At 39.9% G+C, this 14,003-nt stretch carries 18 protein-coding genes; 6 read left to right on the top strand and 12 right to left on the bottom strand.

The annotated features are described in order from the left end of the window. Window positions 1-4 precede the first annotated feature (4 nt). From I6F54_RS03755 to dolP, 3 genes are read left to right on the top strand one after another with little or no spacing between them, the layout of a single operon-like run. The gene (locus I6F54_RS03755) at window positions 5-376 is read left to right on the top strand and encodes a YraN family protein (protein ID WP_010554278.1); all 372 of its coding nucleotides are present in this window, start codon (window positions 5-7) and stop codon (window positions 374-376) included. Window positions 377-408: 32 nt separating this feature from the next. Further along, window positions 409-1,002, top strand: coding sequence for an SIS domain-containing protein (locus I6F54_RS03750; protein WP_002957968.1), 594 nt, complete (start codon window positions 409-411; stop codon window positions 1,000-1,002). Beyond that, window positions 995-1,561, top strand: coding sequence for a division/outer membrane stress-associated lipid-binding lipoprotein (dolP, locus tag I6F54_RS03745; protein WP_165727690.1), 567 nt, complete (start codon window positions 995-997; stop codon window positions 1,559-1,561). The genes I6F54_RS03750 and dolP overlap by 8 nt, the downstream gene beginning before the upstream one ends. A gap of 59 nt (window positions 1,562-1,620) precedes the next feature. Here the strand turns inward: dolP and I6F54_RS03740 are convergent, their stop codons facing one another. The 8 genes from I6F54_RS03740 to zapE form a co-directional block, all read right to left on the bottom strand. Next, complete coding sequence (locus I6F54_RS03740; protein WP_024593995.1) at window positions 1,621-2,058, bottom strand: ClpXP protease specificity-enhancing factor; 438 nt, start codon at window positions 2,056-2,058, stop codon at window positions 1,621-1,623. Continuing rightward, the gene (gene sspA / locus I6F54_RS03735) at window positions 2,058-2,684 is read right to left on the bottom strand and encodes a stringent starvation protein SspA (RefSeq protein WP_002957965.1); all 627 of its coding nucleotides are present in this window, start codon (window positions 2,682-2,684) and stop codon (window positions 2,058-2,060) included. Before sspA ends, I6F54_RS03740 begins: the two co-directional genes overlap by 1 nt. Window positions 2,685-2,764: 80 nt before the next feature. Continuing rightward, entirely contained in the window at window positions 2,765-3,514 is a 750-nt protein-coding gene (locus tag I6F54_RS03730) for a cytochrome c1 (RefSeq protein WP_007580337.1), read from the bottom strand. Next, a complete protein-coding gene (locus I6F54_RS03725; RefSeq protein ID WP_007580335.1) occupies window positions 3,511-4,776 on the bottom strand; it encodes a cytochrome b in 1,266 nt (421 codons plus the stop codon). Before I6F54_RS03725 ends, I6F54_RS03730 begins: the two co-directional genes overlap by 4 nt. Continuing rightward, entirely contained in the window at window positions 4,776-5,366 is a 591-nt protein-coding gene (gene petA, locus I6F54_RS03720; RefSeq protein WP_007580333.1) for a ubiquinol-cytochrome c reductase iron-sulfur subunit, read from the bottom strand. The genes I6F54_RS03725 and petA overlap by 1 nt, the downstream gene beginning before the upstream one ends. Window positions 5,367-5,946: 580 nt before the next feature. After that, a complete protein-coding gene (gene rpsI, locus I6F54_RS03715; RefSeq protein WP_024590200.1) occupies window positions 5,947-6,339 on the bottom strand; it encodes a 30S ribosomal protein S9 in 393 nt (130 codons plus the stop codon). Between the two features lie 8 nt (window positions 6,340-6,347). Next, window positions 6,348-6,776: a 50S ribosomal protein L13 gene (gene rplM / locus I6F54_RS03710; RefSeq protein WP_007378318.1), complete on the bottom strand. Its 429-nt coding sequence runs from the start codon at window positions 6,774-6,776 to the stop codon at window positions 6,348-6,350. 285 nt (window positions 6,777-7,061) lie between these two features. Beyond that, window positions 7,062-8,150 (bottom strand): cell division protein ZapE, encoded by a 1,089-nt coding sequence (zapE, locus tag I6F54_RS03705; protein ID WP_010554277.1) that lies wholly within the window; start codon window positions 8,148-8,150, stop codon window positions 7,062-7,064. A 134-nt stretch (window positions 8,151-8,284) separates the two neighbouring features. On the opposite strand from zapE, the gene I6F54_RS03700 reads away from it, so the two are divergent. The 3 genes from I6F54_RS03700 (at window position 8,285) to I6F54_RS03690 (ending at window position 11,397) form a co-directional block, all read left to right on the top strand. Beyond that, window positions 8,285-8,728 carry a YhcB family protein gene (locus I6F54_RS03700; RefSeq protein WP_007580324.1) on the top strand — a complete coding sequence of 148 codons (444 nt, stop codon included), beginning with the start codon at window positions 8,285-8,287 and terminating at the stop codon, window positions 8,726-8,728. A 131-nt stretch (window positions 8,729-8,859) separates the two neighbouring features. Beyond that, a complete protein-coding gene (locus tag I6F54_RS03695; protein ID WP_010554276.1) occupies window positions 8,860-10,212 on the top strand; it encodes a Do family serine endopeptidase in 1,353 nt (450 codons plus the stop codon). Between the two features lie 102 nt (window positions 10,213-10,314). After that, window positions 10,315-11,397, top strand: a complete 1,083-nt coding sequence (locus I6F54_RS03690; RefSeq protein WP_165727692.1) for a trypsin-like peptidase domain-containing protein — start codon at window positions 10,315-10,317, stop codon at window positions 11,395-11,397. Window positions 11,398-11,497: 100 nt separating this feature from the next. On the opposite strand, the gene murA is transcribed toward I6F54_RS03690, so the two are convergent. From murA to I6F54_RS03670, 4 genes are read right to left on the bottom strand one after another with little or no spacing between them, the layout of a single operon-like run. Then, complete coding sequence (gene murA, locus I6F54_RS03685; protein WP_165727693.1) at window positions 11,498-12,757, bottom strand: UDP-N-acetylglucosamine 1-carboxyvinyltransferase; 1,260 nt, start codon at window positions 12,755-12,757, stop codon at window positions 11,498-11,500. Between the two features lie 13 nt (window positions 12,758-12,770). Beyond that, entirely contained in the window at window positions 12,771-13,028 is a 258-nt protein-coding gene (locus I6F54_RS03680; protein ID WP_002957953.1) for a BolA family protein, read from the bottom strand. 5 nt (window positions 13,029-13,033) lie between these two features. Further along, on the bottom strand, window positions 13,034-13,327 hold the full coding sequence (locus I6F54_RS03675; RefSeq protein ID WP_197139786.1) for an STAS domain-containing protein: 294 nt from the start codon (window positions 13,325-13,327) through the stop codon (window positions 13,034-13,036). Next, window positions 13,320-14,000 (bottom strand): MlaC/ttg2D family ABC transporter substrate-binding protein, encoded by a 681-nt coding sequence (locus tag I6F54_RS03670; protein ID WP_165739997.1) that lies wholly within the window; start codon window positions 13,998-14,000, stop codon window positions 13,320-13,322. The genes I6F54_RS03675 and I6F54_RS03670 overlap by 8 nt, the downstream gene beginning before the upstream one ends. Window positions 14,001-14,003: the final 3 nt, after the last annotated feature.

Raw genomic sequence — 14,003 nt, 5'->3', positions numbered from 1 at the left:
CGGCATGTCGTGGTTTAAAGAGCTGTGGCACAATAGTCGCGAAAAAGGCCAGTATTATGAGCTTGAAGCGCAAAAATACTTAGTTACTCAAGGGCTAACACCCATAGAACGTAATTATTACTGCCCCTTTGGTGAGCTTGATGTCATTATGAAAGAAGGCGATACCCTTGTATTCGTTGAGGTTAAGTTTCGCAAAAATAATGCTCGTGGCGGTGCCAACTATGCGCTTAGTCCACAAAAACAAGCTCGATTAAAACGTAGTATTTATCATTACTTAGCAGCTAAAAATTTAACTAACCAAGCTCTAAGAATTGATTATGTAGCCATTACAGGAGAAGCATCTCCTAATATTAATTGGCTTAAAAATGTATTTTAAACGCAAATACAAAGATAAATTATTGGTAGGCTATGCAAGACACAATTAAAGAAATTTTTACAGAAAGCATTCAAGTTCAAATCGCTGCTGGTGAAGTGCTACCTAGTGCGCTTGAGTCAGCTGCATTTACTATTGCACAAAGTCTGATCAACGGAAATAAACTCATTTGCTGCGGTACTGCAAATTGCCACATGCTCGCTCAGCATATGGCGGGTGTGTTGGTTAATCATTATGAAACCGAACGTCCCTGCTTACCTGCAATTGCTCTATCGCAAGAAAACGTTAATCTTGGGCAAAGTACTCAAGTAGACGATCACGATACATTTGCTCGCCAAGTCCGCGCTTTTGCCCAACAAGGTGATTTATTGCTTGTATTGGCTATAAACGGCAACGAAAAACATGTTATTTCTGCCGTTGAAGCTGCACTAACTAAAGATATGAAGGTCATAGTTATGGTTGGTGATGATGGTGGCGAGTTGGTAGGCCTACTTGGACCTAACGATGTTGAAATTAGATCGCCATCTAAACGCCCTAGCCGCATTATCGAATCCCATTTAGTTAACTTACATTGTTTAAGCGAACTTGTTGATTTAACGCTTTTCCCTCAGGATGAAAATTATGTTTAAACACTCTCTTATTGTTTTAGGTACTGTTGTATTACTGCAAGGCTGCGCAGCCGCTGTTGTTGCAGGTACAGCCAGTGCAGTAACTGCAGCGAACGACCGCCGTACCATTGGCTCTCAAATTGACGATAACAATATTGAAATAAAAGCCAGTATTGCACTTAGCGAAGTAGAACGTCTTGAAAAGTTTGCCAATATAAGCGCTGTAAGCGTTAACGGTATTGTTTTACTTGTTGGCCAAGTATCTAACGAAGAAATGAGAAACGAAGCGCAGCGCACCATTGAGGGCGTTTCAGGTATTCGTAAAATACATAACCAAATTCGTATTGGCTCAAATACTGGCATTACTACACAAACTCACGACTCTTGGCTAACTTCTAAAGTAAAAGCCCAGCTACTAACAGCAAAAGACATTAGCAGTAATAACATTAAAGTAGTGACAGAAAATGCTGAAGTTTTTTTAATGGGCTTAGTATCTGACTCTGAGTCAACTCAAGCTGTAAATATTGCCCGCAATGTTTCTGGCGTAGAGCGTGTAATTAAAGTATTTGAATACTTGTAAACACAAAATACAGACATAAAAAAACCGCTTATTCAGCGGTTTTTTTTGGCATTTACTTATTATTTAATAACACGTAAATGAGAGCCTTTTTTCTTCTCAGGCTTTTCTGGTGGTGTTTCATCAATATACTCAGCTGATGAATCAACACTTTCAAGCTCTGGCACAAAATCGTCTTCGTCCTCTAAAAACTCATCTGCGGTAAAGACTGTTCCTTCGCCATTTTCACGCGCGTATATTGCAAGCACAGCACCTAGAGGTACATACACTTGCATTGGCTGACCACCAAAGCGCGCACTGAAGCTAAGTTGGGTTAAGTCTAACGAAAACTGTGTGACCGCTGATGGACTTATGTTTAAAACAATTTGTCCGTCTTGAACAAATTGTGTTGGCACTTGTACATTTGCAAATCCAGCGTCTACCACTAAATGCGGTGTACACTCGTTATCGACTATCCAATCAAAAAAAGCACGTAATAAATAAGGACGATTAGGCGTCATTATAAACGGATCTCACGCTCAGCTTCAGTTAAAGAGGCTTGGAATGACTCACGTTCAAATAAACGGATCATGTACTCTTTAAGCTCTTTAGAACCTGCACCATTAAGCTCAATACCAAACTCTGGTAAACGCCATAATAGTGGAGCTAAATAACAGTCTACTAAGCTAAACTCTTCACTCATAAAGTAAGGTGCTTCGCTAAAAATAGGTGCTACAGCAAGCAATGCTTCTGTTAGCTCTTTACGAGCTTGAGCAGCGTCTGACGTGTTGTTACTGATTTTGTCAGCTAGGCTGTACCAATCAGTATCAATACGATGCATCATTAAGCGGCTACGACCACGCATTACCGGGTAAACAGGCATTAGTGGAGGATGAGGAAAACGTTCATCAAGGTATTCCATGATGATGTTTGCCTGGTATAAACCAAGCTCACGGTCAATCAGTGTTGGCACTGTACCGTAAGGGTTAATTTCGTGAAGTGCTTCTGGCAAGTTATCTTTTTCAGCCAAATGAATATCTACACTTACACCTTTTTCCGCAAGTACAATACGTACTTGGTGGCTATACATACAGTTAGCACCAGAAAAAAGGGTCATTACAGGGCGCTTATTGGCAGCTACGGCCATGCCTATACCTCCATTAAATAACTAAAACAGCAAAAGGGGCTTAAGCCCCTATTGCAAAATTACCTTTAAAAATGTTCAACCTAATGAACATCTCTCCAGTATTCTTTCTTAAGCATAAATGCCAAGATAAACAGGATAATTAAAAATCCTATTACCTTAATACCTAGCGCTTCCGATTCAAGACGTGAAGGTTCACCCACGTACTCAAGGAAGTTTGTTAAATCACGAGCCGCTTGGTCGTATTCATCTATGCTTAATTCGCCCGTACCATCTGTTTCAGTAGCAATAACTTTAGTCACAGTGTGACCATGCTCTTGTACTTCTTTAGTGATAGGTGTTGGTAAACCTTGTAGTTCTTGAAGAACGTGAGGCATACCTACCGATGGGAAAACAATGTTGTTAACCCCAAACGGACGAGATTCATCTTTATAAAACGATTTTAAGTACGTGTAAATATAATCTGGTGATTTTACACGAGCAATTAGAGTTAAATCCGGCGGAGCCGCACCAAACCATTTTGCTGCATCGTCTTTTGTAATCGCGTTAGTAATATGACTACCTACTTTAGAGCCGTCAAAAATCAACTGCTCTAAACCAACCTCTGTTGGAATACCGATATCACGAAAAGTACGTTCATAACGTTGATACTGCATTTGGTGACAACCAAGACAGTAGTTCATGAACAACTTTGCACCGCGTTGTAAAGATGGTTGATCAGTAAGGTCGTTGTTCGCTTCCATTAAAGGAACCGATGGACCCGCTGCCATAACCATGTTCGGCAACAAGTTTACTGATAAAGCAAATAAACCAATAATAAGCTTCTTCATCATTTCGTTAACCTCTCTGGCAATGGCTTAGTTTTTTCGTTCTTACTGTATACAAACAACAGTACGAAGAACATAAAGTAAGTCACAGTACAGATTTGAGAAATAATCGTTTTCATATCAGTTTGTGGAGTTGCACCCACCCAACCTAGAAGAACGAAAGTTACAACAAAACCTGCAATGTTCCATTTATGGAAACCACAACGGTAACGAACCGATTTAACTCTACCACGGTCTACCCAAGGTAGTAACGCAAGTACCACAATCGATGCACCCATCGCCGCAACACCGATTAACTTATCAGGGATTGCACGTAAGATTGCATAGAATGGCGTAAAGTACCAAACCGGGAAAATATGCTCAGGTGTTTTAAGTGGGTTAGCTGCCTCGAAGTTTGGACCTTCTAAAAAGAAGCCATTCATCGCTGGCATAAAGAACACAACCCAACAGAACAATATTAAGAAACCAACCACACCCACAATATCTTTAACTGTGTAGTAAGGGTGGAACGGTATCGCATCAACAATATCTTTCTTGTCAGTGTAATACTCATGAAATTTAAATTTAGGCTTATCTTCTTCAGCTACTGAGCCTTTCTTACGTTTAATCTCAATACCTTCAGGGTTATTTGAACCCACTTCGTGTAGAGCAACAATGTGTAAGAAAACTAAGATTACAATAACCAGTGGTAGTGCAATTACATGTAATGCAAAGAAGCGGTTAAGCGTTGCACCTGATATTACATAGTCACCACGGATCCAAAGTGTTAAGTCATCACCAATAACCGGAATAGCCCCGAATAAGGAGATGATTACCTGTGCACCCCAGAACGACATTTGCCCCCATGGTAATAAATACCCCATGAATGCTTCAGCCATTAGCGCTAAGAAAATAAACATACCAAATAACCACAGTAACTCACGTGGTTTTTGATAAGAACCGTAGATCATGCCACGGAACATATGCATATATACAACGATGAAAAACGCTGATGCACCGGTTGAGTGCAAGTAACGTAATAACCAGCCATATTCTACATCACGCATGATGTATTCTACTGAAGCGAATGCACCTTCAGAAGACGGAACAAAGTTCATCGTTAACCAAATACCTGTTAGGATTTGGTTTACTAGTACCAACATGGCTAATGAGCCAAAAAAGTACCAGAAGTTGAAGTTTTTAGGTGCTGGATACTGTGCAATATGCATGTTCCAAACACGTGTCATTGGGATACGGTCGTCTATCCAACCAATAATCTTACCAAACATTAGGCTGCCCCTTTTTCTTCGCCCACTAAAATAGTGGTCTCATCAAGAAAAGTATAAGGTGGTATCTCTAAGTTTAATGGAGCAGGTACCGATTGAAATACACGGCCAGCCATATCAAATTTAGAACCATGACATGGGCAATAGAAGCCATCATCGGTTCCTTCAACTTTCTCACTAAAGTTACCTTGGAAAAAGCCAGGTGAACACCCTAAATGCGTACAAATACCTACAGCCAGAAAGATTTCTGGACGTAATGAACGGTAATCATTTGTTGATGATTCTAATTGTTGTGGCTCTTGCGAATGCGGATCACGAAGTTGACCTTCATGTTCTTTCATTTGCTCAAGCATTTTTGGGGTCCGTGATACAACCCATACAGGTTTACCACGCCACTCGACACGTATTAATTGTCCCGGTTCAAGTTTGCTGATATCTACTTCTACAGGCGCACCCGCAGATTTAGCTCGCTCACTTGGATTCCAAGACGCAATAAAAGGAACAGCAGCCCCAGCCGCACCAACACCACCTACAACAGAGGTAGCTATGGTTAAAAAGCGACGTCGGCCATTGTCTACAGGCGCATTGCTCATCCACTTATCTCCACTATGATTCTCAACACTTGCTATATTGAGAACATCAGTTACAGCAGGTTAATTATTCGAATTTTTAAAATAGAAGCGATCATAATTAAAACCCTTGATTAAAACAAGGTTATTCAAAGCCCTATGCTCGAATAAAACTAACTTGATCAAAACTTGATTAAGTAAGCTCGAGAATAAAGCCGAACGACTATAATAACGCTTCTGTAAAAACAATATACTGACCAAGATCAACACCACTAAGAGGAAACAGTAAAAACTGTACATAGTGCGGTTAAACTCACTCATTTTACTTCAATGCCAATTGTAGCAAAAAATTCCACCAATTAACTGATGGATTTAAACTAATTACGATAATTATTTAACTTTTTTGCAGCTATCTGAGTGTTTTTTAACTTTCGTTTGATTAATACGCAGTTATTAATCAATTTGATCATCATTAATTGCTGCAATCACCCAGTATCACCGTCGATATAAATAACTTTATATTAAGTTGCAAATGTAAACATTTTGATTTAAAAACAAAAAACCCAGCATAAGCTGGGTTTTTGAATTCTTGATAACGTATAGATTAACGTTTTGAGAACTGTGGACGCTTACGCGCTTTCTTAAGACCCACTTTCTTACGTTCAACTTTACGTGCATCACGTGTAACAAAACCTGCTTTACGAAGTTGTGAACGTAATGATTCGTCAAACTCCATAAGTGCACGAGTGATACCATGACGGATAGCACCAGCTTGACCAGTTGTACCACCACCAGAAACGGTGATGTAAAGGTCAAATTTTTCAGTCATATCAACTAGCTCAAGAGCTTGATGAACAACCATGCGTGCTGTTTCGCGACCAAAATACTCTTCTAGAGAGCGTTTGTTGATTACGATGTTACCAGTGCCTGGGCGTAAGAATACGCGAGCACTTGAACTTTTACGACGACCTGTACCGTAGTATTGATTTGCCATGATGGTGCTCCTTAAATGTCTAGAACCTGAGGCTGTTGTGCAGCATGGTTGTGCTCAGTACCTGTGTAAACTTTAAGTTTACGGTACATAGCGCGGCCTAAAGGACCACGTGGCAACATGCCCTTAACAGCCTTCTCGATGATCATTTCAGGCTTTGCAGCTTGAAGTTTATCAAAAGTAGTAGACTTAAGACCACCTGGAAAACCAGAGTGTGAATAGTACACTTTGTTTTTGAATTTGTTACCAGTTACAGTAACTTTTTCAGCGTTGATAACGATGATATAATCACCAGTATCTACGTGCGGTGTATATTCAACTTTATGCTTACCGCGTAGGCGATGAGCGATTTCAGTAGCGATGCGACCTAAAGTTTTACCTTCAGCGTCAACTACGTACCAGTCACGTTTTACTGTTTCTGGTTTAGCAACAAACGTTTTCATTTATAAAAATCCAATGTTTTTCAATTAAAACCACAAGTAGTTAATATTAACTACTGCTCTAAGTTTGCTATAACCCCTTCGAGTTTTAGACTTTTGCGCCGCTCACAAGTGGCTAGACTATATGAGGGCATAGAACGCAACGTGGCAGACGCGGGAGTATACCAGCACTTAAAACACATTGCTACTCGCCGGTTGTTTTTTCCACAAGAAATTTTAGAAATAAGAAGTACTATATATGCACCTCTTATTTTTAATGGCTAACCTATTACACTTTTACCTACTAATTTAAACCAAATGCTCTCTAGCTAAATACTCTAGAGACTGCATTTCTTGCAAACGGCTTATACAGCGCTTAAATTCAAAGTTTAAATTACCTTGGGTATAAAGTTCGGTAATAGGTTTTTCAGCCGATATAATTAAAGTTACATGGCGCTCGTAAAATTCATCCACTAAAGCAATAAAGCGTCTAGCGGCATCATCATTAGTTTGCCCAAGCTGTTTTACGTTAGAAATAATCACCGTATTATATAAGCGGCTAATCTCCATGTAATCAACCTGACTACGCGCTGTTTCGCACAATTCACTAAACTCAAACATCACCACGCATTTAGCTACTTTTCGCGTTTTGATTAAACGACCTTCTATCTCTATCGGCTCATCTAATTGTCCAGGCTCTGACGATAGCTTATCGAAGTATTCAAATAGGTTTTTATCCGCTTCTTTATCTAACGGACTATGAAAAATTTCGGCTTGCTCTAAGGTACGCAACCGATAATCAATACCTGAGTCTACATTAACTATTTCTGTATTGAGCTTAACCAGTTCTATAGCAGGGACAAAGCGGGCACGCTGCAAGCCATTTCTGTAAAGCTCATCAGGCACTATATTAGATGTAGCAACAAGTACTATACCCCGTGCAAATAGCGCTTCCATTAAGCCACCTAGCAACATAGCATCGGTAATGTCTTGAACAAAAAACTCATCAAAACAAATTATGTCTGTTTCAGCTTTGAAAGTGTCGGCTATTTTTTCTAATGGATTAGCCGTATTGTTTAGTTTTTTAAGCTCATTATGCACTCGGTGCATGAATCGATGAAAGTGCACGCGCATTTTACGTGTGCCCGGTAGTGATTCGTAAAAAGTGTCAACTAAATAAGTTTTACCACGCCCTACTCCACCCCAAAAGTACAAACCTTTTATAGGCGCAGGTTCATCTTTACTAAATAACTTAGCAAAAAAACCTTTTTGTTTTGGCTTTGCCTGAGTCAGGTCATCGTATAGACGTTGTAAATGGCGCACAGCATTTTCTTGTGCTGCGTCGTGTACAAAGTCATCTCGCTTTAAGTCTTGTTGGTATGTTTGCCAAGGAGTCATATCTATTTACAGTTAAAACACAGTTTAATTTGCAAAGCATATTAACACGCATCATAACTCGGGGTATATTACACTTAGTATGATTTATAATTGAATCGGCATTCGTTAGTTATTTTCCCAAAGGGGTAGTTTTTATGGGCACAGTTATGTGGGTAGGTTTAATTGTTATTGCTGCTGTTGTAGCATTTTTTATTGGCGCATTTGTTACTAAAAAACAATTCAAACAAGATGAATTAAAAGAGCAGGCAGAGCAAGCTGAAAATGCGTTAGAGCAGTATCGTCAAGATGTAGCTGATCATTTAGCGAATACTGGCAAGCTCGTAAATAAAATGAAAGAAAACTATGATCAACTGCTTAGTCACGTTGAAGAAACAAACCAACTTCTTTTAGAAGATAGAAATAAAGCACCAGCAGAACCTTATTTTTCTAAAGAAACAACAGAACAACTACAAGCGTCTTTAAAAGAACGTCGTTCAGATCGTTCTTCAGCCGCAGCGCAACCAGCTGATTATGTATCGGGTGAATCTGGTTTATTTGCTGGTCAAAATAAAGTTTCAGAACATTCTAAAGTATCTTGATGAACTTTTTTTAGACCCCATAGTCTTTAGATATAACAGCTTTGTTGTTTTATCTTAATAAACCAAAAAGGGCTGCTTTTAAAGTAGCCCTTTTTGTTTTTGCTTTATCTTAAGTGGAGTTACCCCTGACTATGAAAATGAAATTATCACTTATCAGCGCAGCTATTTTATCTACAAGCTTATTAATGAGCCCTGTAGCGTCTTATGCAAAAATGCCAATTGCAGTAAATGGTCAACAATTACCCACTCTTGCCCCCATGCTAGAGAAAATATCTCCTGGTGTTGTAAGTATCCAAGTTTCAGGCTCTAAAGAAGTACGCCGCCGTGCAGATCCACTCGAATACTTTTTTGGACAACAGCAGCCTCGCAGTCAAAAACGCCAATTTAGTGGATTAGGTTCTGGGGTCATTATCGATGCTGATGAGGGCTATGTAGTGACTAATAACCACGTAATCCAAGACGCCGAAAAAATGGTAGTTACTCTCGAAGATGGCCGTGAATTTGAAGCAACTAAAATTGGTACTGACACAGAATCAGACATCGCTCTTTTACAAATAGACGCTGATGACTTAACTGAAATCAAACTCGCCAACTCAGATAATTTACGAGTGGGCGACTTTGCGGTTGCGATTGGTAACCCATTTGGCCTTAGCCACACAGTTACATCAGGTATTGTTAGTGCCCTTGGTCGAAGTGGTTTAAACATTGAGGGCTACGAAGATTTCATTCAAACCGACGCAGCTATTAACCAAGGTAATTCTGGCGGTGCCTTAGTTAACCTCAATGGTGAGTTGATTGGTATTAATACCGCTATTTTAGGTGCTTCTGGCGGCAACGTGGGCATTGGTTTTGCGATTCCATCTAATATGATGAAAAATCTAGTCGATCAAATTATTGAACATGGTGAAGTACGTCGAGGCTCGTTAGGCATTTCTGGTCGCCCACTTGATGCAGGACTTGCAAAAGCACAGCAACTTGATGTCAAACAAGGTGCTTATGTAATGCAAGTAATGGACGACACTGCCGCAAGTAAGGCAGGAATTGAAGCTGGTGACGTTATTGTTAGCATAAACGGTGGCGACATTAGTGGCTTTCATGAACTACGCAGCAAAATTGCTACGCTAGGTGAAGGCCGTGAGATAAAACTTGGCATTTACCGCGATGGTAAAATTAAAACAGTGAAAGTAACTCTTGATGGTGCATCAGGTGTTACAGCGACCGGTGAAGAACTCCATCCTGCATTCCAAGGTGCGACACTTGAAAATGTACAAAAAAACAGTAATAAAGGTGTTGAGGTTACTTCTGTAGATCCTCGTTCACCTTCTGCCCGTGTTGGCCTTGAAGAAGGCGATATTATTATGCAAGTGAATCGTCAACGAGTAGAAACAATTCGCGACATGAATAAAATCATCGACAGTACAAAAGGTAATATAGTACTTGGCGTGCAACGTGGTCGTGAGTCTATATTTATTTTAATTCAGTAATAAATAGCACTATTAATGTAATAAAAATAACAGTGGCACTTGCCGCTGTTATTTTTTTTATGTCATCATAAAGAGATTGCTCACTTACATAATAAGAAAATCGTGCTGAAACTAATAAAATTTATTCTTCCCCCTTTATTTGCAGGCCTAAGTATTGCTTTTTTAGTGGTTTTTTTCAGCCCTAATATGCGAGCGGCTTTACTTCCAAATGTTCCCCTACCAAGCGCAATGAGTTCGAGTCACCTGAGTTTTTCTGATGCAGTTAAACGAGCAGCTCCTTCTGTGGTTACTATTTTTTCAGAAAGTATCTCCAAAGAACCTCGTTATAAAAGAAAAAACACGGTACAAGAGCTAGGCTCTGGCGTCATCATGTCGCAAGACGGTTACATTCTTACCAACTACCATGTTGTTAATAATGCAGATCAAATTATGGTTATTCTAACCGATGGCAGACGCTTTTTTGATGTACAGCTAATTGGTTTTGATACTATTACTGATTTAGCCTTACTTAAAATAAATGCAGATCACCTTCCGGTAATTCCTGTAAATGATAGCTATGTATCCAGTGTAGGCGATGTTGTACTTGCCATAGGTAACCCGCTTAATTTAGGCCAAACAATCACGCAAGGCATTATTAGCGCAACGGGTAAGCAAAAAATTACAGACAGTCCGTACAATAACTTATTGCAAATGGATGCGGCTATTAATGTGGGCAACTCTGGCGGCGCATTAGTTAACTCCAATGGTGATTTAGTCGGCATTACTTCTGCGCAGTTTAAAACGCGTGAGAACTTGAATATTCAAGGAATATTCTTTGCGGTTCCTTACTCACTTGCTAAAAAAGTAATGGGTAAGCTCATTCGTCATGGTCGCGTTGTGCGCGGCTATTTAGGCTTTGAAGGCACAGCAGTAGATAGTACCGGCAAGGAAGTAAACGACAGTCTGACCCCAGTTACTGGCATGCGTATTACTAATTTAGACCCTTTGGGACCAGCATGGCAAGCGGGTATTGAAGAGCAAGATATTGTTATTAAAATTGCAGGGCTTTCGGTAGCAAATCCACAAAAAGTGCTGGAAGAAATAGGTAATACAGAACCAGGTAAAGAAATAGAATTTGAGCTTTACCGGAATGGTAAAATAGAAAAGATTATGGTGACTGTCGCAGAGCTTGAAACAAAGCTTTAATAAAAAATAATACCAACTTTCATAAATCGTCAATAAAAAGGTCGGATAGCAATTTGCGTATCCGACCTTTTTAAAATAGCTTAGCTAGTTAAATATCTACTTAACTACTTCGACGTTTAATATTTGCACCCAACGCACTTAGCTTATCTTCAATGCGCTGATAACCTCTATCAACGTGATAAATACGGTCAACAACCGTTTCACCCTGTGCCACTATACCCGTTAAGATTAAGCTAGCTGAAGCGCGTAGGTCGGTTGCCATCACTTGCGCGCCCGTTAGGCTCTCAGTCTCACCACAAATTGCGGTATGCCCTTCTAAACGAATATTAGCGCCCATACGCTGCAACTCAGGTACATGCATAAAACGGTTTTCAAAAATCGTTTCCGTAATCGTTGCACTACCATTTGCTACTACATTTAATGCTGTAAACTGAGCTTGCATATCCGTAGGAAAACCTGGGTGTGGAGCTGTTTTAATATTCACGGCTCTCAGTTCTCGGCCGCGCATATCAAGATAAATACTGTCGTTATGTACTTCTAAGTGTGCATTTGTTGCACGTAGCTTTTCAATCACAGGCTCAAGAGAATGAAAGTCAGTGTTTTTGCAAAGTACTTCACCGCCTGCCATTGCTGCAGCGACTAAAAACGTACCTGTTTCTATTCTATCTGGTAAAATGCTGTGCTCGCATCCTGCTAAACGCTCAACGCCTTCAACTTCAATGCGGCTAGTGCCTGCCCCCGTAATTTTAGCGCCCATAGCAATTAAGCAGTTAGCTAAATCAATTATTTCGGGCTCGCGTGCAGCGTTATCAAGTATGGTTTTACCATCAGCGAGGGCAGCTGCCATCAATAGATTTTCGGTAGCGCCTACGCTTACCATTTCCATAAAGATTTCAGCGCCTTTTAAGCGACCGTTTACCTTGGCATTAATATAACCATTTTCAACGTTAATTACCGCGCCCATGCGCTCCAAACCCTGAATATGAATATCAACAGGGCGAGCACCAATAGCACACCCACCAGGTAAAGACACTTGAGCTTCACCAAAACGAGCAACTAAAGGGCCTAATGCAAGTACAGAGGCACGCATTTGCTTAACTAAGTCGTATGGCGCTAATGTCTTATTAACCGTTGCGCCGTCAATCACTAGCGTATCGCCGTGCCAATTAACATCAGCGCCTAGAGTTTTTAATAAGGCTTCAGTGGTCACTATATCGCGAAGGCGCGGTACATTAGTAAATGTACTTTTTCCATCAGCTAATAATGAAGCAAACAAAATAGGAAGTGCGGCATTTTTAGCGCCAGAAATAGTCACTTCACCAGCAAGTGAAGTACCACCTTGAATTACAAATTGATCCATTAAGAGGCCCTATTTATTGCGGTAAAATAAATTTTTGTTCACGCTTCCACTCTACAGGAGTAAATGCACGAATAGATACTGCGTGAATTGTGCCATCTGAAATTGTATTCATTAATGGGCCATAAACTAGCTGCTGCTTTTTAACTCGGCTTAAACCGTCAAAGCATTCACCTACTGCAACAACTTCATAATGACTACCATTGGCTTTTACATGTACTTCAGCTAATTGAAGTTCTTCGCGTAATAATGTTTCGACTTGGCTAGTTTCCATAACTCTCACTCAAATAGGGTTGTAACCTGACCCAGTTGCATTAAATTTTGCAATTGCTCAGGTAGGTTTTGCAATTCAAGGCGAATGCCTTGCTGCTTTAATTCTGCAAAAGAGTGAATTAACCAAGCTAAGCCCGCTGTGTCAACCCTAGATACACCACTTAGGTCGAAATAGATGATTTCATGCTTGGTTAATAGCTTGTTGTTCAGAAGCTGTTCATCGCCAATTGAATTTCGAGTAAGCTCACCGTTTACTCGAAAATGTTGTCCATCAACTTGGCTTATTGCCAATTTAGTCATTCGAGTTACTGCCTCTAAACTGAACTGGTAGCTGACTCTTTTGCTCTAAAAGGTTACTTACATTATCAATACCTTGCTGACGCAAAATACCTTGTAGCTCACTTTGTTTTGCATCTAGTAAACTAATACCTTCAGCAATCATATCGTACGCGCGCCATTCACCGTCACGGTCTTCGCGTACTTTAAAATCGATTCTGATATCAGGTTTACCATCTTCAATAATTTTAGTTTTAACGACAACGACATCTTTGCCTTTAAATGCTTGTTCTGCACCAAACTCAACTTTTTGGTTTGTATATTGAGTGAATACACCTGCATAAGTAGCAACTAAGTACTCTCTAAAAACACCAATAAAGCGTTGAATTTCTTTAATTGCTTTGGCTTTTTCAGCTTCGTCGGTAATTGCACGTACTTTAGATACTTCACTACCTAGTACGCGAAGTGCTGCATATTTGTAGTCGATATAAGGCATTAATTCATCTTCAACGATTACGCGAAGATGCTCTTGATTTTTAACAATTAATGGCTGATCTTTTTTAATACGTGCAAATGTATTATCGGCAACTTGGCGTACCATTTTATTTGGATCAACCAATTTAACATCTGCTGCACTTACGCTTTGAGTTAGCGTCATTGTGCCAATTGCTACAATAGCTAAAAACTTTTTCAACATAAT

The sequence above is a fragment of the Pseudoalteromonas sp. SWXJZ10B genome (genome assembly GCF_015864475.1).
GTDB classification, from domain to species: Bacteria; Pseudomonadota; Gammaproteobacteria; order Enterobacterales; family Alteromonadaceae; genus Pseudoalteromonas; species Pseudoalteromonas arctica.
This window is presented reverse-complemented; position numbering and strand designations above follow the sequence as displayed.

Excerpts from the sequence above, each read along its gene's own strand:
- I6F54_RS03680 (WP_002957953.1), bottom strand. The coding sequence starts at position 13,028 with ATGGAAACTAGCCAAGTCGAAACATTATTACGCGAAGAACTTCAATTA.
- rplM (WP_007378318.1), bottom strand. The coding sequence starts at position 6,776 with ATGAAAACGTTTGTTGCTAAACCAGAAACAGTAAAACGTGACTGGTAC.
- I6F54_RS03750 (WP_002957968.1), top strand. The coding sequence starts at position 409 with ATGCAAGACACAATTAAAGAAATTTTTACAGAAAGCATTCAAGTTCAA.
- dolP (WP_165727690.1), top strand. The coding sequence starts at position 995 with ATGTTTAAACACTCTCTTATTGTTTTAGGTACTGTTGTATTACTGCAA.
- murA (WP_165727693.1), bottom strand. The coding sequence starts at position 12,757 with ATGGATCAATTTGTAATTCAAGGTGGTACTTCACTTGCTGGTGAAGTG.
- I6F54_RS03670 (WP_165739997.1), bottom strand. The coding sequence starts at position 14,000 with ATGTTGAAAAAGTTTTTAGCTATTGTAGCAATTGGCACAATGACGCTA.
- I6F54_RS03675 (WP_197139786.1), bottom strand. The coding sequence starts at position 13,327 with ATGACTAAATTGGCAATAAGCCAAGTTGATGGACAACATTTTCGAGTA.
- I6F54_RS03730 (WP_007580337.1), bottom strand. The coding sequence starts at position 3,514 with ATGATGAAGAAGCTTATTATTGGTTTATTTGCTTTATCAGTAAACTTG.
- zapE (WP_010554277.1), bottom strand. The coding sequence starts at position 8,150 with ATGACTCCTTGGCAAACATACCAACAAGACTTAAAGCGAGATGACTTT.
- I6F54_RS03755 (WP_010554278.1), top strand. The coding sequence starts at position 5 with ATGTCGTGGTTTAAAGAGCTGTGGCACAATAGTCGCGAAAAAGGCCAG.
- sspA (WP_002957965.1), bottom strand. The coding sequence starts at position 2,684 with ATGGCCGTAGCTGCCAATAAGCGCCCTGTAATGACCCTTTTTTCTGGT.
- I6F54_RS03700 (WP_007580324.1), top strand. The coding sequence starts at position 8,285 with ATGGGCACAGTTATGTGGGTAGGTTTAATTGTTATTGCTGCTGTTGTA.
- petA (WP_007580333.1), bottom strand. The coding sequence starts at position 5,366 with ATGAGCAATGCGCCTGTAGACAATGGCCGACGTCGCTTTTTAACCATA.
- I6F54_RS03740 (WP_024593995.1), bottom strand. The coding sequence starts at position 2,058 with ATGACGCCTAATCGTCCTTATTTATTACGTGCTTTTTTTGATTGGATA.
- I6F54_RS03725 (WP_007580335.1), bottom strand. The coding sequence starts at position 4,776 with ATGTTTGGTAAGATTATTGGTTGGATAGACGACCGTATCCCAATGACA.
- I6F54_RS03695 (WP_010554276.1), top strand. The coding sequence starts at position 8,860 with ATGAAAATGAAATTATCACTTATCAGCGCAGCTATTTTATCTACAAGC.